This window comes from Streptomyces sp. NBC_00513, assembly GCF_041431415.1.
Lineage (GTDB): Bacteria > Actinomycetota > Actinomycetes > Streptomycetales > Streptomycetaceae > Streptomyces.
Genome location: NZ_CP107845.1, coordinates 7531894 through 7551210 on the forward strand (window position 1 = coordinate 7531894; position 19317 = coordinate 7551210).

Genomic DNA, 19317 nt, shown 5'->3' on the forward strand with positions numbered 1-19317 from the left:
TCGGCAGCTGAGGCCATCTGCAACGCGTCGGCCGACAAGTCCCGATGATTGGTACCACGGGACGGCCGCCCGTTGCGGAAGGTCCGGCGCGCGATCGTCCGGGGAATGTCGTGACCGTCATCCCCCTGGACCAATCGGCGGCCGGGGGGCCGATGCGGTGCCGGGGTGGGGCTCGGGCGAAGGTGTCAGGAGTACGGCGACATCGCCCGCGGCGGGCGTCGGCGGCGTCGACTCGGTGGCGGCGGTGAGCCGTCCGTCCGGGCGGACCAGGAACAGCACGTCGTGCCCGGCCGGGAGGTCCCCGTCCTGCACTACGCGGGTGACGACGCGGGCGCCCGCCGCGTATCGACGGGCCAGTTCGGGCCGGTTCAGACCGGCGGAGAACAGCACCTCGCTGCCCGTGTACGGGGCGACCACACCGTGGCTGCGGGTGGGCGGCATCAGGCGGTGGACGGGACCCTCCGCCGTCTCCTTGAGGGTCATGAGGGCGAGGGCGTTGAAGTCGTCCTCGTCGGTGAGCAGGAGGACATCGGTGATCCCCTCCAACTCGGCCCCGGCCCCGGTGGCGGCGGCGAGGAGTTCGCCGGGAGCCAGCTCCAGGCCCGCGTCCTCGATGCTCTGGCGCTGGCGGTCCAGGCCCGCCCACATGAGGACGTCCAGGCCCGCCGAGCGCAGCGCGCCCCCCAGATCCACCACCCAGGGATCGCCGCCGACGAGCAGCGGCCGCGAGCGTGCCGAACGACGGACGTTGAGGAACCGTGCGGCGGGAACGGCGGTCAGGCCGTAGAGCATGACGGTGGCGACGATCACGATGAAGGTGGCCGGAAGGATCTCGTCCGCGCCTTCGATGCCGGCCTGTACGAGCGCGGCGGAGAAGGTGGCCGCGGTGGCCGCGGCGACGATGCCGCGCGGCGCCATCCAACCGATGAACCATCTCTCCCGGTAGGGAACATCGGTGCGGAGGGTCGACAGGAGCGCCACCAGGGGCCTGACCACGAGAACGAGGACACCGGCGAGGCCCAGGGCCGGCAGCACGACGTGGCGCAGCGACTGAGGGGTGACGGTGGCGGAGATTCCGATGAACAGCAGCCCGATGATCAGCGAGACCAGGGTTTCGAAGAACGGCCGGCGTGCCGGCATGTCCAGCCCCGGCAGATTGGCCAGGGCCATGCCCATCACGACGGCGGCGATGAGGCCGGTGTCGTCCCGCAGGGCGTCGCAGCCGGCCGCCACCGCGATCACGGCCGCGAACTGCGTGGTCGTGCCGAGCACCTCGTCGAGGGTGAGGAAGCGGAGCAGCAGCCAGAGCACCGCCGCGCCGATGGCGCCGCCGATCAACCCGATCGCCGCGCTGACGCCGAACGCGCCCAGTTGGGCGGCCAGACCGGGCTGTCCACCGGCCAGCACTCCGTGGAAGACGAGCGCGCCGAGGATGCCGCCGACCGGGTCGATCAGGGAACCCTCCCAGACGAGGACGCGTTGCAGCCGTTCGGTCGGGCGGACGAACTTGAGCAGCGGTCCGACGACGGTCGGGCCGCTGACCACGAGGATCGCGCCCAGCATCACGGCCGCGCCCAGGGACATGCTCATGATGGGGACGGCGAGCAGCGCCGCCGACACGAAGGTGACCAGGGCGCCCAGCCAGATGAGCCGCACCACGACCGTGCGGGTGTGGCCCTTGAGATGGCGCAGGTCCAGGCCGAGTCCGGCGTCGTAGAGGATCACCGCGACGGCGAGCGAGACCAGCGGCGAGAACGCGTCGCCCAGCAGTTTCTCGGGATCGACGTCGTCGGTCAGGACGCCGGCGACGAACCCGGCCGGCAGCAGCAGGAGGATCGCCGGCACCCGCAGCAGGTTCGCCAGCAGTTGGCAGCCGACGGCGAGGGCCACGATGAGCCCGACGCCGATCAGTACCTGGCTCGATGTCATTGCGGCCCTCCTGGGATCCGTGCCGGCCCGGACTAACCCGCGACCCGAACGACGCCGCGGCCGACACGAACCGACCCCGGCCGCTCGACGCGGCGGAGCGTCACTCCGCCACGTCCTCGTCGGTGAGGGGTTCCAGCACCCCGTGGGTGTCCAGGCGGTACAGGACGACCAGCGCGGGGCCGATGAACACCAGGGCGACGACCGCCACGACGAGCATCCACTGCAACGGCGCGCTCGCACCGGCGCCCTGCTGAACCGTCAGCGAGGTGGGCACCAGGTAGGGCCGCTGGGCGAACCCCCAGGCGGCGACGAGCAGTGCCACCACGGCGACCGAGGAGTACCGCGCCCACCCCGCCGCCTTGCCGGAGATCAGCCAGGCGGTGACCGCCAGAGCCACCACGGCGATCAGCAGGAGGACGAGCCCGGCGCCGTGGGTGAGTCCGTGATGGACGTACGAGGCATGGGGGTCGGTCACGGTCAGGCCGAGCACGCCGACGATCAACAGCGCGCCGCAGCCGATCCATGCCCGGAGACGGAAGTACCCCATCAGGTCGGGGGCGTCGAACCGGCGGGCGTCCACGGTGAGGAACACCGCGCCGAGGAAGGCGGTGGAGGCCACCGCGACGAGCCCGGCCATGATCGAGGTGGTGTTCGCCCAGGCGTGGGCGGTGGCAGGGGTTCCGGGAGCGACACGCCCGGAGGCCACCGAGCCGATGGCCGTGCCCAGGAAGAACGGCGTGAGCAGGGACGAGACGGCGAACATGGCGCCGTAGATCCGGCGTCCGGCGAGCCCCTGGGTGGGCTTGCGCAGCGCGAACCCGGCGCCGCGCAGGACCATCCCGATGGCGGCGAGTGCAAGGGGGAGCCAGAGCGCGGTGAACACCGTCTGGAAGAAGACGGGGAACCCCGTCCACATCAGGATGAACGCGAAGATCAGCCAGACGTTGTTGACCTCCCAGACCGGGGCCATGGCATGGTCGATCAGCCAGCGGGGTCGTTTGCCGCGCTCGGCCCCACCGGCCAACAGATCCCAGAAGCCGGCGCCGTAGTCGACCCCGCCGCCACAGGCGTAGGCGGCGATCACGAGCAGCAGGATCCAGGCGACGATGCTCGCGGTCACAGTTCGCTCCCGGGGTCTCGACGGGTACCCGGTGCGCCGGCGACCGTCTCCGGGCGGGGACCGTACGGCGTGTCCGTCTCCGGGTCGTCGGAGAGCAGGCGCGCGGATCCGGCGTCCGCGAGCCGCCAACGGGTGCGCATCTTGAGCAGCACGCCGAGGAATGAGCCGAAGATCAGGACGTAGATCACGACGACGAGGCCGAACATGATCCACAGGGAGGAGGCGGGGGTACCGGTCACCGCCTCGGAGACCCGCATGTTCTGGTAGACGATCCAGGGCTGGCGCCCCACCTCGGTCATGATCCAGCCGCACTCCACGGTCACGAGGCTCGCGGCGCCGGCCACGGCCGCGCACCGGAAGAACCACCGCGACTTCGGCAGGTCGCGGTGTTTCCACCAGCACCAGGCGTACCAGAGCGCGAGCAGGATCAGCACGCTCCCGATGGTCGCCATGATGTCGAAGGCCCAGTGCGCGATGGTCGCCTGGGTGGCGGTGGGGCGGTCGGACGCCGGTACCGAACTCAGCCCGGTGACCTTCGTGTCGGGGCTGAAGCCGGCCAGGATGGAGTCCAGCCACGGGATCTTGATCCCGCCCTTGACGCTGCCGTCCTCCTGGAGCCGGCCGAACAGGTACTCGGGCACGTGGGTGTCCGTCGTCCAGACCAGCTCCGCGGCGGCGAACTTGATCGGCTGCTTCAGGAAGACCTGCCGGGCGATGTTGTCGCCCAGGATGAACTGCACGGGGGTGAGGATCGTGGCGAGGGTGAACGGCACGGTGAAGCCGAGGCGGTGATAGCGGTCGCGACGTCCGCGCAGCCAGCCGACCGCGTACACGCCGGCCACCACGTAGCCCGCGGTGAGGAACATGGCGACCACGAAGTGCCAGTACTGCGGGCCGAACATGGGCGTGAAGATGGCCTGTTGGACGCTGACGTTCACGGGCCGGCCGTCGGCGTCGAGGGTGAAGCCCTGGGGGGTGTTCATCCACGAGTTGGCGGCGATGATGCCGAACGCGCCCATCAACGCCGCCAGCGGCATCGGGACGCCCAGCCAGAAGTGCGTCTTCGGCTTCAGGCGGCGCCAGCCGTAGAGGTAGATGGCGATCAGGATCGCCTCCAGGAAGAAGGCCCACGCCTCGATCCCGAAGCCGAGACCGAAGACATCGCCCCACCGGCCCATCATGCCCGGCCAGAGCAGCCCGAACTCGAAGGACAGCACGGTGCCGGTGATGATGCCGATGGCGAACTGGACGGCCATCACCGCGGACCAGCGACGGGCCAGCAGCAGCGCCACCGGGTCGGACGTGCGCAGGCCCCGGTAGTGCATGACCAGGGTGATGAACGGCAGCGCCACTCCCAGTGGCACCAGGAGGATGTGCGAAGCCAGGGTGAAGGCCATCATCTCCCGTGCGGGCAGCAGTTGCGCGGGGGCATCCGCCAAGAGGTGTGCCGTGGTGCTCATACGGGTCTCCGTGGCTCGTTCCGGGCGACCGAGGGGTCGGCCGGTGGGCTGGACGGGGAATGGGGCGCGGCAGCCGTGACGTCCGGGCCCGCCGCGGTGAAGGCGCGCTCGCGACGCGAGCCGGAGGCGAAGACCACGGCCCAGCTGAGCAGGGCGCCCGCCCGGCTGCGGAATCCGGTGAGGAAGACGATGTGGATGAACAGCCAGATGAGCCAGCCGATCAGCCCGGAGGCGTGGAAACGGCCCATCTTCACGACGGCCCTGCCCCGCGAGATGTACGCCGCACTGCCGAGGTCCAGGTACCGGAAGGGGCGGGGCTCACGGGTCCGGCCCTCGACGAAGTGGCGGATCCGGCGGCCCGCGTAGGCACCGCTCTGCATCGCGACCTCGGCGAGGCCGGGCAGCTTGTCCAGGCTCATCAGGTCGCCGACCACCCGGATCTCCGGATGGCCGGCGATGCTGAGGTCGGGCAGGACACGGATGCGGCCCGCCCGGTCCTGCTCGGCGCCCGTCGCCCGCGCCAGCGCCGTCGCCAGCGGCGGCGCCTCGACCCCGGCGGTCCAGAGCACCGTGCGCGCCTCCACCCGGTCGCTGCCGCCGTCCTTGCGGCTCACCGTCAGGCCCCTGTCGTCGACCTGGGTGACGATCGACCGGAGGTGGACCTCGACGCCGAGGTCGTCCAGGGTCCGGGCGGCGCGGCGGGACAGCACCGGCCCGAAGGCGCCCAGTACTCCGTCCGATCCGTCGAAGAGCAGGACCCGGGCCTGGCCGGGGTCGATGGTGGAGAACTCCCGCTCCAGCGTGTGGCCGGCGATCTCCCGGATCTGCCCGGCCAACTCGACCCCGGTGGGGCCGCCGCCCACCAGGGCGAAGGTGAGCCACTGCGCGCGCTCCAGCGGGTCCGTGCTCGCCTCGGCCATCTCGAACGCCTGGTAGATCTTGGTCCGTACGGCCAGCGCGTCCTTCAGGGTCTTCATCCCGGGGGCGAACGGCGCGAACTCGTCGTGCCCGAAGTAGGACTGCCGGACCCCGACCCCCACGATCAGATCGTCGTAGGGCAGTTCGAGCACGGCGCCGTCCGGACGGGTCGCTCGGACGACCCGGCGGGCCACGTCCACGTCATCGGCCGTCGCCTGGAGACAACGGACCCGGGGATGGCGGCGCAGGACGGCCCGCAACGGTTGGGCGATCTGGCCCTCGGAGAGGATGCCCGAGGCGCACTGGTACAGGAGCGGCTGGAAGAGGTGGTGGGCGCAGCGGTCGACGAGGGTCACCTCCACGGGGGCGCTGCGCAGGGCCCGTACGGCGAACAGGCCGGCGAAGCCGCCGCCGAGGATGACCACCCGGCGGTGTGTGACGTGGTCGTCCACGGTCGGGTCAGCCTCCGGTGGCGAAGCCGGGGAAGAGCGTCATTCCGCCGTCGACGTAGAGGGTGGTGCCGACGACGTAGTCCATCAGATCGGAGGCCAGGACCGTCACGGCGTTGGCGATGTCCTCGGGGTCGCCCACGCGCCGGTAGGGAACCAGGCGCAGGAGATCCGCCTCGGCCTCGGGCGTGTCCCAGGCGCTGCGGTTGATGGGTGTGCGGATCGCGCCGGGCGCGACCGCGTTGACCCGGATACCGCTGGGCGCGAGTTCCTGCGCCAACGTCTGCATCAGCATCAGCACGCCACCCTTGGAGGAGGCGTAGTTCACGTGGCCGGACCACGGGATGATCTGATGCACCGAACTCATGCAGACGATCTTCCCGGCCGAGCGGGAGACCTCCGGTACGACGCCCCGACGGATGAACTCCTTGGCCGCCTCCCGGGCGCAGAGGAACTGCCCCGTGAGGTTGACGTCCAGTACCTTCTGCCATTGGGCGAGGGTCATCTCGGTGACGGGGGCGTCGCGCTGCAGCCCCGCATTGGCCACCATGATGTCGATGGTGCCGAACTCCTCGACCATGCGGTCGACCATCGCGACGACCTGGTCCTCCTGGGAGACGTCCGCCTGGTGCGCGTACGCCCGCACCCCGAACGACTTGATCTCCTCGACCACTTCCTCCGCCGTTTCCGGCCCGAAGACGTAGTTCACGACGACATCGGCGCCCGCCTGGCCCAGACGGATCGCGGTCGCCTTGCCGATGCCCGAGTTCGCGCCGGTCACCAGGGCCTTCTGCCCTCTGACGATCTGCGGCCCCCGCTCCCGCCCCTTGTCCACAGCTGAGGTCACTGATCTCTCCCGTCCTTGGCCGCACACAGGTACCGGCCCACCCTTCTCGGCGGCTCCCGCGCGATCGGGAGCGGCTCGCCCCCCTCGGCCGTTCGGGGGGCGATCTCCCCTCGAACGGTGCAACCAGAGCCCTGGCCCGGCGGTCGCGTGCGGACCGGCACGGCGCGCACGCCTTCACAAGCGACGGGTGGACGAGCGCGGACGGCGTTGGACACTCCCCGCCCCGGTCAGGCCTGGAATGTGGACACGGCCCGGCCCGAGTCTGTGCCCCATGAACGTTCCACGCACACAGCGGAAGGGACGGCCCCCGCCCGCCGACGCTCTCGGCCGGGAACGGCTCCTCCGCTCGTCCGGGACCCCGCGGCCCGGTGCCGGCCGGGGCCCGCCGCCCTCACCGGCAGCGCCGTCCGGCCCCGACACACCTTCCCGACCGCCCACCGCGGTCGGTTCGTGGCGGGCCACCACCGGCCGCGCCCCACACCCAGACCCCACCCACGTCCCAAGGAGCACCACCATGACCTCGACCACCCGCCCGTCCCGCGCCACGACCGTGCTGGTCGCCGCCGCGGCCCTCTGCGCCACGACCGCCACCACCGCCCACGCCGCCCACCCCGCAGGTGCCGACCGGCGGCCGCCGAGGATCGTCACGGAGTGGGCCCGCGCCTGGAACGGCACCGACCCGCAGGCGCTCGGCGCCCTGTTCACCGGCGACGGCACCTACACGGACCTGGCGGTGGGCGTCACCTTCCGCGGCCGTCAGGAGATCGCCGGGTGGAAGGCCCGTGCCGACAGCCTCATCGACAACGTCCACGTCACCGTGCGCGCCACCCGTCGCGAGGGCGACCGCGTCACCGTCGACGCCGTCTACTCCGGCCACCTCAAGGGCGCACCCAAGCCCTTCGCGGTGCCGATGACCACCCTCCTCGACCTCGACGGGAACCGCTGCCGGATCACCTCCGACGAGGACCACTACAGCCTCGGTACCGTCCTCGCCCAGTCCGGCCTGCCCGCGGACTGGACCCCGCCCGGCAACTGACCGGCCGCGGAGGCCCGTTGTCCGGTGGCTCTTGGGTGGCTCTTGGTACCCGGTGTGTCCTCTCCGCTCCCTGGAGGGGGCACACCCCCACGGACGGGGGCGGCCATCCAGCGCACCCTCAAGGCGGTATGGCCTGCCGGGCGGCTTCTGTTCCGCGGATCGAGCTCAGGTGTTGAGATGCCAGATGGCCGCATTGAGGGCGGTCGCGAACGCCACCCACAGGAGGTAGGGGGTCAGCAGGAGCGCCGCCGCGCGGCTCAGCCGCCGGAAGAGGACCAGGGTGATCGTGAGAGCGGCCAACAGCAGGCCGATGTCCAGCAGGGCGAGTCCGTACTCGCGCGCGCCGAAGAACAGGGGTGTCCAGGCCAGGTTGAGGAGCAACTGCGCGGACCACCATACGAGGGCGGTCCTCGCGCGGGAGCGGTCCGGATGGCGCCACACCAGCCAGGCCGCCAGCGCGATCGCGGTGTACAGGACGCTCCAGACGGGACCGAAAAGCCAGGCGGGTGGCGCCCAGTCCGGTCGTTCCAGTGATCCGTACACCTCGCCCGCGTCGGCGGACGCGAGCGCGCCCAGAGCCGCGACGCAGTAGGTCACGGCGAGGAACGCGGCGAGGGCCGCCCAGGCCCCGACCCCTCGCCGTCGTGTCGGTGTCGGTGTCGCGGATGCTGCCACGGCGGACTCCCGGTGGTTTCGACGGACTGCCACGTGCACACCTCCTCTTCCGTCCCGGCACGGCTACCGGATTCGCCTGAGCGCGAGTCGCGCGCCCGGGGCGCCCCGCACCCCTTCCGGGAAGGGGGGCGCGATACCCGGCATCGGGCAGCGGCCCCTGCGTCGGATCGATTTCCTCATGCTCAAGCATGGGAAAATCTGCATGGGCGAGAGTAGGCATACGGCCCCGATTCGCCCGCCGGAACGTGCCGGACGCCCCGAATCCCGAGCCTGCCGCTCGGCGCATCGCGGCCGAGGGGAGAGCCGACTCAATCGCGAGCCGGGTCGAGGAGGGTGTGGGTACCGGTGATCTGGAAGAGCCTGGCGACCTGGGGGCGGCAGGGGCCGACGACGATGAGGCGTTGTCGGCGGTACGCCTGTACCAGGGTGTTCAGCAGGGCGGAATCGGCGAAGGACACCGCGGCCAGGTCGACGACCGTCTTGTGGATCCCGTCGTGCTCGGCCTCCCTCAGGGCCTCCCGCAGGGGTCCCGTGGTGGCGGAGTCCAATTCGCCCGAGCACACGATCACGCGAGTGCCGTCAAGGTCGGGCAGCGTACGCACCCACGTCGCCTCTCCCACAGCTCCTCCTCGATTCTCGTACGGCCATCGTGAACCTCGACTCGGCTGCCTGGGCAGCCTCCGGCCCGGGCGGGCACTACACAAAAGGGTACCTTCACCCGAGGGAAAAGCTAACCTGGCGAAAGGAGAAAAGATGTGGGTGCGCAGCAACGATTAATGGCCTGGTCGGGTTGGCTGTGCGAGGCCTTCGGGGCGACCCGTCGTCCGGGGCGGGAGCGCCGGCCGCCAGGCCGCAGGCGTACCGCCGGCGAAGCGGGGAGGCTCAGCGGGCGAGAGCGGCAATGATCGCTTTCCCCCCGCCGGGGCGCGCCGGGACGATGGTCAGGCTCTGGGCGAGACGCTCGATCATGGGCCAGCCGAAGCCGCCGGCAAGGCCCGTCCAGTCGGGGGCGCGGCCCCGGGGGTGGGCGGGGTTGGGATCCTCGACGGTCACCTGGATGCGGAGGTGGTCGGCGCGCAGCTTCAGCGAAGTCACCGCGCCGGCGTGCCGAAGCGCGTTCGTGACCAGCTCGGAGACGAGAAGGAGTACGTTCTGGGCGGTGCTCTCGGCCGTCGGCGGGTCGAGAGAGGTGAGGAACTCCGATGCGGCATCACGCGCCTGGTCGGGACGGAGAGGCCGGCCGGTGTACTGCGCCGAACTGCCGGTACGGCTCTCGGACGTGATCGGACTCTGCATGGCACTCTCCGTTCCGCGAGGACCTCTGTGCGGTCGCCGCTCTCCGCGCCTACCCCGCCGGAGCGTGGCTATCGGATGTCCTCCGTGAGACGACCATGACGGTGAAGTCCCGAACTCTCCAAGTGCCGGCGTGCGAGCTCGTCCACGGGGATCGCACCCACCGCGCCTGTCCCGGGTCGCACCACGCGGCCCATCCGGTTGCCCGCCTGCGGTGATAAGAAACAGGTAAATCCGGGGCGCATGGCTTGGGGGTGTGGGGGCATTCGACCGTTCGGAGGTTGATAATCATGGTTCCCCTGCTTCTTGTTCTTCTGCTCGCTTTGATTCTTTTCGGTGCCGGTTTCGCGGTGAAGATCCTTTGGTGGGTCGCCATCGCGGTGTTGGTGCTGTGGCTCGTCGGGTTCGTGGCCCGTCCGAAGGGTGGGAGTGGCCGCTGGTACCGCTGGTAGACGGGTGTTCCGTCTGTGGTGAACGCGTGGTGGGGTCCGTCCTTCCGGGGGCGGGCCCCACCGTCGTGTTGAGGGGGCGCTTTGTCGCTCGCGGGTGTGTGGGCTGCTCTTTCGGGTCAATCGAGAAAAGAGTGTTTCGGGTGTGTGGGTGCGGTGGTCGGGGGCAGGCGGCGTGGTGGCGGAAGGCGCCTTGCCGGTGGTGAATGTGCCGGGAGAAAGCCTCCGTTGATTTCGAGTGGTGAGGGAGTTCTTCGTATGACTGAGAATGTGTGGGGTTACCGCGAGACGTCCGGTCGTCTGGCCGGTGCGGATCTGACGGGCTACAAGGTCGAGGCGACGGACGGCTCCATCGGCAAGGTCGACAAGCATTCCGACGAGGTCGGGTCGGCGTACATCGTGGTGGACACCGGTCCGTGGATCTTCGGCAAGGAAGTGCTGCTGCCGGCCGGGACGGTCGTTCGGATCGACGCGGACGACGAGAGGATCCATGTCGACCGTACGAAGGAGCAGATCAAGAACGCTCCGGAGTTCGACAAGGACAAGCACCTCGGCAACGCGGACTACCACCGTCAGGTGGGCGGCTACTACGACGGGCCGCACCGCGTCTGACCGACGCGCGCACACCCCGGGGCGGGGGCGGCAGCCGGACGGCTGCCGCCCCCGCCCCGCGTCATGACGTCCTGCTGCCCGGTGTAACCGGGAACAGCGCGGGCACGCGGCTCCAGGAACCCGGCTCCAGGCAACCATTCGTTCGGGAGGACAGCTCTCATGCCTCACCCCCCGGCCGTCGACTCTCGGCGCGAGACGGCCAGGGAGGCCCCGGATCGGCGCGCGTGCCAGGTCATCCGGTCGGAAGGGAGCCTGCCCCGGATCGACGAGCCCCTCCAGGTGGCGCCCGCCGACGCGCGTGAGCTGTCACGTCTGTTCCTGATCCGGCTGAGGTCGTCGGAGGAGGGAACACACGAGTACCACTACGCCCGCAACACCCTCATCCAGATGAATGTCTCGCTGGTCCGCTACGCGGCAGGGCCCTTTCGCGCCCAGGCCAACGGATGCGTCGAGATCGAGGATCTCATCCAGGTCGGCACCATCGGCCTCATCAAGGCCGTCGACCGCTTCGACCCGGGCCGGCACGTGGAGTTCTCCACCCTCGCCCTGCCCTTCATCACGGGCGAGATCAAACGGTACTTCCGTGACACGACCTGGGCCGTACACGTCCCGCGCCGCCTCCGGGAACTGCGCGCCGAACTCGCCAGGTGCCAGGAGGCCCTGACCGACGCCCTGGGCAGGGCGCCGGCGGTGAGGGAAGTCGCCGAGTACCTCGGGCTTCCCGAAAGGGAAGTCATCGAGGGGCTGGTGGCGGCCAACGCGTACAACAGCGCTTCCCTCGACGCCGCCGGCACCGCAGAGGAGCGGTCCGCCGCGGGCACCGACAGCCGGGCGCCTGCCGACACGGTCGGCGACATCGATCCCGCCATGGACCGTTTCGAGGACTTCCACACCCTCGCCCCACTCCTGCGGACGCTCCGCGAACGCGACCGACGGATCCTGCGGATGCGCTTCGCCGAGGAGCTGACACAGGCCGAGATCGGCGCCGAACTCGGCATTTCCCAGATGCAGGTATCGCGCCTCCTCTCCCGGACCCTGGCCCGCCTGCGCAGCGGCATGCTCGCCGACTGAGAACGCGGGCGTGCGGGGGCTCGGCCGTCAACGCCTTTCGGAACGGTGTGGCAGGCGTGCCGCGCGCGTGGCGGTTCCGGCCGCGGCCACCAGCGTCGCGGAGGCGAGGACGGCGAGGACGGGGTTCACGTATCCGGGGACGAGATCGACGTCCGCGTTGCAGGTCTTCGACAGCGGGAGCAGCGTTTCGACGTGATGGTCGGGGTCGAAGCGCGTGTGCAGGGTGAGTTCGCACATCTCACCCATGTCCAGGACCAGCAGGTGCGTCAGGCCCACGAGGTACTGAATGCCGGTCAACACGGCCAGAAGCAGGGTCCAGAGCATCCAGCGGTCACCGCGGGCCGCGCGTCTGACGGCCGCCACGAGGCACCAGATGATCGCCACGAAGGCGCCCGCCCACAGGAGTTCGCTCAGCATGCCGGAATCGTATGCCGACCGAGCGAGCCCCCTTCGGGCGCTCCGACAGCGGCCCTGTCCGATGACGCGAGCCCGTGCGCTCGGCTCGTGCGTCGTCCGGTCGGGTTCCGGACACCGGCTCACGCAGCCCCGGCCATCCGACCCGCCCATTGGACACGGCCCGCACGGTTTCCGGCCAAGTCGCCTCCGGGTGCATCCCGCGCCGCCTGCGCCTTCACTGTTCTCGATTCCCTGAAAGTGGCGGAAACCAGATGGGCTTCCCATCCGACTACCGGGGAGAGGCAGCCGGACCCGGCGTCCGGCGCCTCGTCATCCGGACAGGAACGACGGCGGGGACACGAGGTGATGGGCATGCGCGGCGGTCGGCGCGACCGGGGGCGAACACGGTTCGCCCGATCCGTCCGGAACCCTCGCGGCTCCCGCCTCGCCGCCGATCCCGTCACCCTTTCAGGCACCGCCGCACCCATGGGGGAACGCACGTGACATCAACCACCGATCACGAACCGCTCAGACCGGCAGCGCCGGCGCAGGATCCGTCCCCCGGGCGTTCCCGGCAGGGCGTGCGCGCCCTGTTGGTGAGGATGCACTTCTACGCCGGGGTGTTCGTCGCCCCCTTCCTGCTCGTCGCGGCCCTCACCGGGCTGATCTACACCTTCACCCCGCAGCTCGACCAGCTCGTCTACGGCAGCCGGCTCCAGGTCGAGGAGGTCGGCGAGCAGGCCCGACCGCTGTCCGCGCAGATCGCCGCGGCGCGTGCCGCGCACCCGGAGGGCTCGCTCGCTTCCGTCACCACCCCGGCGGAACCCGAAAACACCACACGCGTCGTGCTGTCCCTGCCCGAGCTGGGCGAGAAGCAGCGCACCGTCTTCGTCGACCCCTACACCGCGAAGGTCCAAGGCGAACTCACCACCTGGTTCGGGTCGACGCCGCTGACCACCTGGCTCGACGACCTGCACCGCAACCTGCACCTCGGCGAGACGGGCCGCCTCTACTCCGAAGTCGCGGCCAGCTGGCTCTGGGTGGTCGTCGCCGGCGGCCTCGTGCTGTGGATCGGTCGCAGCCGGGGACAACGTGCCCGGTCCACCCGTGGCGTGCTGCTCCCGGACCGGGCCGCACGCGGAGTGCGCCGCACCCGCGGCTTCCACGCCGCCACCGGCGTCTGGCTCGCGCTCGGCCTGTTCTTCCTCAGCGCCACCGGCCTGACCTGGTCCCACTACGCGGGCGAGCGTTTCGGGCAACTGCTCGACGCCACCAAGGGGCACGCCCCCGAACTCGACACGACGCTGCCCGGGACCCGACCGCCGGCCGGGGGCGAAGGCGGGGAACACGCCGGCCACGGCGGCGATCCCGGCAGCGAGAAGAGCGCGGAGCCGGATCCGGCCGCTTTCGAAGCGGCACTCGCCGCGGCCCGGGACGCCGGGCTGGGCGGCACCGTCGAGGTGAAGCCCGCGGCGGACGCCTCCAGCGCCTGGGTCGTGGCGCAGAAGGACAACGTCTGGCCGGTGCACTACGACCAGGTCGCGGTGGACGCCGGTACGGGCAAGGTCACCTCGCACAGCCGGTGGGCCGACTATCCGCTGCCGGCGAAGCTCAGCAAGCTCGGCGTGCAGGGGCACATGGGTGTCCTGTTCGGCGTCCTCAACCAGATCGTGCTGGCCGTCATCGCGCTCGGTCTGGTTCTGGTGATCGTGTGGGGCTACCGCATGTGGTGGCAGCGCCGACCCACCCGCGCGGACGGCAAGGCCGCCCTGGGCCGAGCCCCGGTCCGCGGCACGTGGCGCCGCCTGCCGATTCCCGTGCTGGTGGTGGGAGTTCCGCTGGTGGCCGCCCTGGGTTGGGCGATGCCGGTGCTGGGAGTGACACTGCTCGCCTTCATGCTGGGCGACCTGGCGGTGGGCCTGGTCCGCCGGGTACGGACCGCCCGGCCGACACCCTGACGAGACCGTCCATCGGCGGTCCGCTCACCGGACGGGCCCCGGCGGCGCACCGCTGCCGGGACCTCGTTCGGTTCAGAGCGGCCTCGCTCTGCTCCCGGATGCCCGGATGTCGGAGCCGGGGGAGTGGCGGGTGCTTTCGGGGCCCTGGGTCGGCCGCGGCTCGGGCGGAGCTGATTGAGCTACTTGACGGCTCTGCGGAGGGCCACCGGTACGCCGGTCGGGCAGGCTGGGTGCGGAGGTGATCGCGGTGACGCACGAGGATCCGTCCCGTCAAGCACGGCGGAGTGTTCCCGGGGACGTGGACCTGGCGGTGCTGGACGCCCTGTTCACCCAGTCACCGGTAGGGCTCCACGTCCTGGACACGGAGCTGAGGCTGGTGCGGATCAACACCGCCACGCGGACCATGCACGGCGTTCCCGTCGAGGGACTGCTGGGGCGTCCCTTCACCGATGTCTTCCCCGGCCTGACCGCGATCGGGGAGGTGACGCAGATGATCCGCGGTGTGTTGAAGACCGGAGTGCCGGTGCGAGAGCACCTGGTGCGTTCGCGGCTGGACCCGGATCAGGGACGGGAGAGGACGCGCTCGGTTTCCGTCTTCCGACTCAGCGACGAGCGGGGAACGATTCTGGGGGTGGCGGTCGCGGCGGTCGACGTCACGGAACCGCAGGAGGCGCGGGCCCGACTGGGGGTCCTCGACGGGGTTCGTGAGCGCGTGGGGCAGACCCTCGACGTCATCGCCACCTGTCAGGAGCTGGCAGACGCCCTGGTGCCGGCCTTCGCCGACATCGCCGTGGTGGAGGTGGTGGAGGCGGTGGTGCGCGGTGAGGAGCCCCCGACGGGCCCGCTCGCCCAGGACGTGCCGCTGCGCCGCGCCGCCTTCCAGGCACGTGGCGAACGCCGACAGGCTCAGGCCCACCCCGTGGGCGACGTGCGGAGTCTGGGCAACCCCACTCCCTACAGTCAGACCCTGATCGACCTCAGGCCCCGGATCGTTTCCCTGGGCGATGACAGCCCGTGGCTGGGGGCCGACCCCAAGAGGGCGGGCGCCATTCGTTCCGCGGGAGCCCACAGCCTGCTCGTGGCCCCTCTGGCCCTGCGGGGCAGGGTTCTGGGCCTGGTGAGCCTCTATCGCACCGACGGGTCCGATCCCTTCGACAAGGGCGATCTCGATCTCCTGCGGCAGGTGAGCGCCCATACCGCCCTCTGCATCGACAACGCCCGCCGATACACCCGCGAGCACACCATCGCGGCCACGGTCCAACGCCATCTGCTGCCGCGCCATCCCATGGGGCAGAGCACCGTCGAAACGGCCCACCTGCACGTTCCCGGTGACAACGGGGGCGGCGGCTGGTTCGACGCGATCCCCCTGTCGGGCGCGCGCACCGCCCTGGTCGTGGGCAACGTCGCCGGACACGGCATTCACACCGCGACCACCATGGGACAGTTGCGCACCGTCATCCACTCGCTGGCCGCGTTGGACCTGGAACCGGACGAGCTCCTCGCCCGCCTCAATGACACGGCCCGCTTCCTGGCGGCGGAACGCGCGGCCCAACCGACCGGTGACCCGATGTACGAACAGCCGCTCTCCGCGAGCTGTCTCTACGCGGTCTACGACCCCTTCGCCCGCACCTGTACGTTCGCGTGCGCCGGCCAACCGACGCCACCGCTGATCGTCCGTCCCGACGGCGGCACCGACACGGTGGAGCCGGCCATCGGGCCCGCACTGGGCGGCGAAGGCTGGCCCTTCGCCACCACGACCGTCGCACTCGACGAGGGCACCACCCTCGCCCTCTACACCCCCGGGCTCCTCACCACGGCCCAAGCCGAAACGGGGGACGCCACCGGCCCGGGCCTTCTCGGCGATGTCCTCGCCCATCCGGGCCGATCCCTGCAGGATCTGTGCGACGAAGCCCTGTACGCACTGGGGCCCGGCAGCCGCGACGGTGACGCGGTACTCCTGCTCGCCCGCACCCACGCCTTCCCCACCCACGCCACGGCCACCTGGGACCTGGCCGACGAGTTCACCGAGGCTGCCGCCGCCCGCGGGCACACACGCCGCACGCTCAAGGGCTGGAACGTGGACGACGACACGGCGGCCGCCACCGAACTGATCGTCAGCGAACTGGTCACCAACGCTCTCCGCCACGGCAACCCGCCCCTGCGGCTACGCCTCATCAAGGACCGCACCCTCACCTGCGAAGTCCACGACACGAGCACCACCAGCCCCCACCTGCGCCACGCCCGCGCCATCGACGAAGGCGGCCGCGGACTGTTCATCGTCGCCCAGCTCGCCCAGCGCTGGGGCACCCGCCACACCCCCGGAGGAAAGACCGTCTGGACCGAACAGGACCTGACGCCCTGACCCCGGCAGGACATGAACGCAGTTCCGGGCCGCCACCGGGTGCACGCGCAGAACTCCCGCCCATGGGGCCGCCCTACGGACGCGATTCACGCCAGCCCGCGCAGGAGGAGGTCCAGGCCGCCGCGGAACTCGCGGTCGGGAGTGAGGGAGCGGGCGTCACGAGCGGTCGCGGTCATGTGCGGGAAATCGTCTTCGGGGAGCGCGGCGATGGCGGCGGTGCCCGCGCCCGCGAGGGGGCCGAGGTGTTCCTGCTGGATCGCGCCGACCACGTAGGCGAGGAGCGCCCGCAGGGCGATGACCCGGTCCTCGGCCTGGATGCCCGCTTCACCCAGTACCCCGAGCACCGTCTCGGACCAGCGCAGCACGCTCGGGGAGCGGTGTCGGTGGGTGGGGGTGAGCGGCAGGACCGCCGGGTGGGCGGCGACGGTGTCGCGCAGCCGGGTGACGAGGACGGTGATCCGGTCGTGCCAGGCGTCGGCGGGCGGCGGGGGAGTGCTGTCGACGCCGCTGAGGACGAGTTCGACGACGAGGGCTTCGAGTTCCTCGCGGTCGCGGACGTACCGGTACAGGGCCATGGTGCTCATGTCGAGTTCGGCGGCGACGGCGCGCATGGACAGGCCGGGGAGACCGTCGCGGTCGATGACGGCGAGTGCGGCGGCGGCCGCCTGGTCCGGAGTGAGCGAGCGGGGACGTGGCATGACGGTTGACAGCGTACGGGATACACCTACGCTGATATGTAGGCGTACGGCATACGCCTACGCCTGTCGAGGGAGGGGTTTCCCATGCTCGAACCCGGTTCCACCGTGGACGCCCACCGCCTCACGGCCGTCTCCGGGGAGCGGGTCGCTCTGCCGCCGGAGCCCGGGCGGCTCGTCCACCTGCAGTTCCGGCGCTTCGCCGGATGCCCCGTCTGCCACCTCCACCTGCGCTCGATCGTCCGGCGGCACGAGGAGATCGAGGCCGCCGGGATCCGCGAGGTGGTGCTCTTCCACTCGCCCGTCCATGAACTCCTGCCGCACGTGGCCGACTTCCCCTTCGCGGTGATCGCCGACCCGGAGCAGCGGCTGTATCGGGAGTTCGGCGTCGAAGCCTCGCCGCGCTCGCTCCTGGACCCGCGAGCCTGGTGGCCGGTGCTGCGCTCCCTGACCCGTGCGTCCTTCGCCGTCCTGCGCGGCCGGGAGCACCTGCCGTCGCCGCGTCCGGCCGGTGGCCGCCTCGGGTTGCCTGCGGACCTGCTCATCGGCCCGGACGGACGGGTGCTCGCGGCCAAGTACGGGGAACACGTCTACGACCAGTGGACGGTGGACGAACTGTTGGAACTCGCCACCCGGGCGGGCGACGACCGAGACGCGGTGGGCACCGCGTAAGGGGCCCTTGGGGCAGGGGTGTTGATCGGGCGGATCGATTACGCACCGAGGTGGGGCAGTGGGCCCGCCGGGTAGGGGGTCTCCGCCGGAATGAGGGCCCGCGCCGCCGCGTCCTCGCCGGCTCGGACCAGGCCGTGGATCTCCCGGACCTGCGGGGTGACGTCGCGGATGGCGACCGTCCACTCGTCGGCGTACGCGCGCGAGAGGGGCCCGGACAGACCCAGTTGGAGCGAGCGGTGGCGCAGCGGGTTCAGGTGCAGGTCGCGTTCCGGGTCCCACTGGACGCGGGCGGAGCTCTCCCGCAGGGCCCGCTTCCAGGTCGCCACGTCGGGATGGGTGCCGTGTTCGTGGTGCGAGAGGCAGGCGTGGCGCAGCGCGCGGTCGAACCCCTCGCGGGTGATCTCGACGGCCAGGACCGTCTCCTGGTCGGTCTTGCCGCCCCAGCCGCAGCGGTACATCATCCACAGGAACGACGGCTTGATCCACGTCATCCGTTCCCGCTTCCAGGCCGGCGGGAATCGTCCCTCGCGGGCGGCCGGAACCCCCAACAGGGGGGAGTACGCCTGGTAGACGGTGACGGTGTCGGCGGTGTGTGCCGCGCGGATCTGGCGGTTCGGAACGTCGTGCATGCCCCCAGGATGCCTGGCGCGTACGGCCTCCGGCCGGCGGATTTCCCCCCGGGGCGGCGGGCCGCGCCCCTCCTCCGCTCCTCCGCGTGCGGTCGATGGAGCCGGGTTACCCCAGCCAGGTTCCCTCGCGCATGAGCACCCTGCCGCGCAGTTCCGCCTCGCCTCGCCAGGCACGCACGGTCCTGGGCGTCACGCGCACATACAGACAAGACTCGTTCTCCGTCCGCGGGTCCCACCCGAACTTGCCGGTGAACGCGTCGGCCGCGTCTGCGGGCACGTCCTGGTCGGTGAACCACTCCGCCTCACCCTGGAGCAGCAACACGTCGAAGGTGTCCGGCAGTGACAAGCGCACCCGTGGTTCCCTGCGAACGTTCCGCGCGGTCGCGGAAGTCGCGGCGGTGCACATCCACACCGCCTGGCCGTCCCAGGCGAACCACAACGGCACCTGGTGCGGCCCGTGATCGGGGTGGGCTGTCGACACCCATACGTCCCGCTCCGCGACGAGCCGTTCCACCGTACCGCGCCACCCCCTCCCTGACCGCCGCCCCCGAGGACCGGCGGGACCTCGCCGTCTCCGTTCCGGCGAGGGAAGCGGCCATCGCCGCGATCACCACCGACACCGCCACGGGACCCGGCCCGGCCGACCCGTGTCCTCGGGGCCGATGCGCGGCTCCGACCGGGTGACAGCGCGGCAGCCCTGCCGTGGAGTGCCGCGGCTCGGCCGCCCGCGCCCGGCACACTGCGCA

Annotated in this window: 19 protein-coding genes; 7 read left to right on the forward strand and 12 right to left on the reverse strand. The window is 71.1% G+C overall.

The features are described 5' to 3' along the window. Nucleotides 1-117: 117 nt before the first annotated feature. The 5 genes from OHA84_RS34015 to OHA84_RS34035 all read right to left on the reverse strand — a co-directional run bounded on the left by OHA84_RS34015 (nt 118) and on the right by OHA84_RS34035 (nt 6681). Nucleotides 118-1929: a sodium:proton antiporter gene (locus OHA84_RS34015; RefSeq protein ID WP_266967971.1), complete on the reverse strand. Its 1812-nt coding sequence runs from the start codon at nt 1927-1929 to the stop codon at nt 118-120. A 100-nt stretch (nt 1930-2029) separates the two neighbouring features. Continuing rightward, a complete protein-coding gene (locus OHA84_RS34020; protein WP_266967969.1) occupies nt 2030-3049 on the reverse strand; it encodes a cytochrome d ubiquinol oxidase subunit II in 1020 nt (339 codons plus the stop codon). Then, a complete protein-coding gene (locus OHA84_RS34025) occupies nt 3046-4509 on the reverse strand; it encodes a cytochrome ubiquinol oxidase subunit I (RefSeq protein WP_266967967.1) in 1464 nt (487 codons plus the stop codon). Before OHA84_RS34025 ends, OHA84_RS34020 begins: the two co-directional genes overlap by 4 nt. Then, entirely contained in the window at nt 4506-5879 is a 1374-nt protein-coding gene (locus tag OHA84_RS34030) for an NAD(P)/FAD-dependent oxidoreductase (protein ID WP_266967965.1), read from the reverse strand. Before OHA84_RS34030 ends, OHA84_RS34025 begins: the two co-directional genes overlap by 4 nt. Before the next feature lie 7 nt (nt 5880-5886). Next, on the reverse strand, nt 5887-6681 hold the full coding sequence (locus OHA84_RS34035; protein ID WP_371591615.1) for an SDR family oxidoreductase: 795 nt from the start codon (nt 6679-6681) through the stop codon (nt 5887-5889). Nucleotides 6682-7237: 556 nt separating this feature from the next. On the opposite strand from OHA84_RS34035, the gene OHA84_RS34040 reads away from it, so the two are divergent. Beyond that, complete coding sequence (locus OHA84_RS34040; protein WP_266967961.1) at nt 7238-7759, forward strand: nuclear transport factor 2 family protein; 522 nt, start codon at nt 7238-7240, stop codon at nt 7757-7759. 165 nt (nt 7760-7924) lie between these two features. Here OHA84_RS34040 and OHA84_RS34045 read toward each other — a convergent pair whose 3' ends face one another. From OHA84_RS34045 to OHA84_RS34055, 3 genes are all read right to left on the reverse strand, one after another. Then, nucleotides 7925-8467, reverse strand: a complete 543-nt coding sequence (locus tag OHA84_RS34045; RefSeq protein ID WP_266967959.1) for a TspO/MBR family protein — start codon at nt 8465-8467, stop codon at nt 7925-7927. Between the two features lie 275 nt (nt 8468-8742). Beyond that, complete coding sequence (locus tag OHA84_RS34050; protein ID WP_266967957.1) at nt 8743-9054, reverse strand: STAS domain-containing protein; 312 nt, start codon at nt 9052-9054, stop codon at nt 8743-8745. Between the two features lie 262 nt (nt 9055-9316). Continuing rightward, on the reverse strand, nt 9317-9730 hold the full coding sequence (locus tag OHA84_RS34055; protein WP_266967955.1) for an ATP-binding protein: 414 nt from the start codon (nt 9728-9730) through the stop codon (nt 9317-9319). Nucleotides 9731-10017: 287 nt separating this feature from the next. Here OHA84_RS34055 and OHA84_RS34060 point away from each other — a divergent pair, with 287 nt between their 5' ends. The 3 genes from OHA84_RS34060 (at nt 10018) to OHA84_RS34070 (ending at nt 11859) form a co-directional block, all read left to right on the forward strand. Then, on the forward strand, nt 10018-10179 hold the full coding sequence (locus OHA84_RS34060) for a hypothetical protein (RefSeq protein ID WP_053676175.1): 162 nt from the start codon (nt 10018-10020) through the stop codon (nt 10177-10179). Nucleotides 10180-10434: 255 nt separating this feature from the next. Further along, entirely contained in the window at nt 10435-10788 is a 354-nt protein-coding gene (locus OHA84_RS34065; protein ID WP_266952624.1) for a PRC-barrel domain-containing protein, read from the forward strand. A gap of 159 nt (nt 10789-10947) precedes the next feature. Next, a complete protein-coding gene (locus OHA84_RS34070) occupies nt 10948-11859 on the forward strand; it encodes a SigB/SigF/SigG family RNA polymerase sigma factor (protein WP_266967953.1) in 912 nt (303 codons plus the stop codon). 27 nt (nt 11860-11886) lie between these two features. Here the strand turns inward: OHA84_RS34070 and OHA84_RS34075 are convergent, their stop codons facing one another. After that, a complete protein-coding gene (locus OHA84_RS34075; RefSeq protein WP_266967951.1) occupies nt 11887-12276 on the reverse strand; it encodes a hypothetical protein in 390 nt (129 codons plus the stop codon). Nucleotides 12277-12755: 479 nt separating this feature from the next. Between OHA84_RS34075 and OHA84_RS34080 the strand changes: the two genes are divergently transcribed. Together OHA84_RS34080 and OHA84_RS34085 are read left to right on the forward strand one after the other, a co-directional pair. Continuing rightward, the gene (locus tag OHA84_RS34080) at nt 12756-14213 is read left to right on the forward strand and encodes a PepSY-associated TM helix domain-containing protein (RefSeq protein ID WP_371591532.1); all 1458 of its coding nucleotides are present in this window, start codon (nt 12756-12758) and stop codon (nt 14211-14213) included. A gap of 247 nt (nt 14214-14460) precedes the next feature. Beyond that, complete coding sequence (locus OHA84_RS34085; protein WP_266967949.1) at nt 14461-16575, forward strand: SpoIIE family protein phosphatase; 2115 nt, start codon at nt 14461-14463, stop codon at nt 16573-16575. Between the two features lie 86 nt (nt 16576-16661). Here OHA84_RS34085 and OHA84_RS34090 read toward each other — a convergent pair whose 3' ends face one another. Beyond that, nucleotides 16662-17273 carry a TetR/AcrR family transcriptional regulator gene (locus OHA84_RS34090; RefSeq protein ID WP_266967948.1) on the reverse strand — a complete coding sequence of 204 codons (612 nt, stop codon included), beginning with the start codon at nt 17271-17273 and terminating at the stop codon, nt 16662-16664. An 84-nt stretch (nt 17274-17357) separates the two neighbouring features. On the opposite strand from OHA84_RS34090, the gene OHA84_RS34095 reads away from it, so the two are divergent. Beyond that, nucleotides 17358-17942, forward strand: a complete 585-nt coding sequence (locus OHA84_RS34095; protein ID WP_266967946.1) for a peroxiredoxin-like family protein — start codon at nt 17358-17360, stop codon at nt 17940-17942. A gap of 38 nt (nt 17943-17980) precedes the next feature. Here the strand turns inward: OHA84_RS34095 and OHA84_RS34100 are convergent, their stop codons facing one another. Together OHA84_RS34100 and OHA84_RS34105 are read right to left on the reverse strand one after the other, a co-directional pair. Further along, nucleotides 17981-18571 carry a DUF4291 domain-containing protein gene (locus OHA84_RS34100; RefSeq protein ID WP_266967944.1) on the reverse strand — a complete coding sequence of 197 codons (591 nt, stop codon included), beginning with the start codon at nt 18569-18571 and terminating at the stop codon, nt 17981-17983. Between the two features lie 106 nt (nt 18572-18677). Next, nucleotides 18678-19085, reverse strand: a complete 408-nt coding sequence (locus OHA84_RS34105; RefSeq protein ID WP_266967942.1) for a pyridoxamine 5'-phosphate oxidase family protein — start codon at nt 19083-19085, stop codon at nt 18678-18680. Nucleotides 19086-19317: the final 232 nt, after the last annotated feature.

Bases quoted from the DNA above. Each gene is read 5' to 3' on its own strand.
- OHA84_RS34055 (WP_266967955.1), bottom strand. From the start codon at position 9,730: ATGCAGAGTCCGATCACGTCCGAGAGCCGTACCGGCAGTTCGGCGCAG.
- OHA84_RS34040 (WP_266967961.1), top strand. From the start codon at position 7,238: ATGACCTCGACCACCCGCCCGTCCCGCGCCACGACCGTGCTGGTCGCC.
- OHA84_RS34095 (WP_266967946.1), top strand. From the start codon at position 17,358: ATGCTCGAACCCGGTTCCACCGTGGACGCCCACCGCCTCACGGCCGTC.
- OHA84_RS34070 (WP_266967953.1), top strand. From the start codon at position 10,948: ATGCCTCACCCCCCGGCCGTCGACTCTCGGCGCGAGACGGCCAGGGAG.
- OHA84_RS34025 (WP_266967967.1), bottom strand. From the start codon at position 4,509: ATGAGCACCACGGCACACCTCTTGGCGGATGCCCCCGCGCAACTGCTG.
- OHA84_RS34100 (WP_266967944.1), bottom strand. From the start codon at position 18,571: ATGCACGACGTTCCGAACCGCCAGATCCGCGCGGCACACACCGCCGAC.
- OHA84_RS34060 (WP_053676175.1), top strand. From the start codon at position 10,018: ATGGTTCCCCTGCTTCTTGTTCTTCTGCTCGCTTTGATTCTTTTCGGT.
- OHA84_RS34065 (WP_266952624.1), top strand. From the start codon at position 10,435: ATGACTGAGAATGTGTGGGGTTACCGCGAGACGTCCGGTCGTCTGGCC.
- OHA84_RS34015 (WP_266967971.1), bottom strand. From the start codon at position 1,929: ATGACATCGAGCCAGGTACTGATCGGCGTCGGGCTCATCGTGGCCCTC.
- OHA84_RS34075 (WP_266967951.1), bottom strand. From the start codon at position 12,276: ATGCTGAGCGAACTCCTGTGGGCGGGCGCCTTCGTGGCGATCATCTGG.
- OHA84_RS34090 (WP_266967948.1), bottom strand. From the start codon at position 17,273: ATGCCACGTCCCCGCTCGCTCACTCCGGACCAGGCGGCCGCCGCCGCA.